The sequence below is a fragment of the Stenotrophomonas sp. INTA L402-1 genome, assembly GCF_059295135.1.
On sequence record NZ_JCAFWP010000133.1, the window covers coordinates 1 to 671 of the forward strand.

Below are 671 nucleotides of genomic sequence, written 5' to 3' on the forward strand. Positions count from 1 at the left end.
CTTGACGTCAGCTTTACTGACGGTTAAGGTGCCTCTTGTGCGCCAGAAGTGCATATGAACGATAACATTGACTTGTAGACTTGATTATCATGGACAAATTCGACGCTAATCGCCGCAAACTGCTGGCGCTTGGTGGCGTTGCACTCGGTGCCGCCATCCTGCCGACCCCGGCGTTTGCAACACTCTCTACCCCACGCCCGCGCATTTTGACACTCAATAATCTTCATACCGGAGAGTCAATCAAAGCGGAGTTTTTCGATGGCAGAGGCTATATTCAGGAAGAATTGGCAAAACTTAACCATTTTTTCCGCGATTACCGCGCGAACAAAATAAAGTCCATCGACCCAGGATTGTTCGATCAGTTGTATCGCCTGCAAGGGTTATTAGGCACCCGCAAACCGGTGCAACTCATTTCCGGTTATCGTTCCATTGATACCAACAATGAACTACGCGCCCGCAGCCGTGGAGTAGCGAAGAAAAGCTATCACACTAAAGGCCAGGCGATGGATTTCCATATTGAAGGTATCGCGTTAAGCAATATTCGCAAAGCCGCGTTATCTATGCGCGCAGGTGGTGTAGGATATTATCCACGTAGTAACTTTGTGCATATTGATACCGGGCCAGCACGGCACTGGTAGTAATTGATTAACGAAACCGGGGCAGTATGAACT

At 48.7% G+C, this 671-nt stretch carries 1 protein-coding gene; it reads left to right on the forward strand.

All coding sequences use genetic code 11. From position 1 onward, the window contains the following. Nucleotides 1–89 precede the first annotated feature (89 nt). Nucleotides 90–638, forward strand: coding sequence for a peptidoglycan L,D-endopeptidase MepK (gene mepK, locus AC5O77_RS21910; protein WP_001295932.1), 549 nt, complete (start codon nt 90–92; stop codon nt 636–638). The last annotated feature ends 33 nt before the right edge of the window (nt 639–671 follow it).

What these genes read in the sequence shown, in the direction of transcription:
- mepK (WP_001295932.1), top strand. Translation starts at nt 90, where the DNA reads ATGGACAAATTCGACGCTAATCGCCGCAAACTGCTGGCGCTTGGTGGC.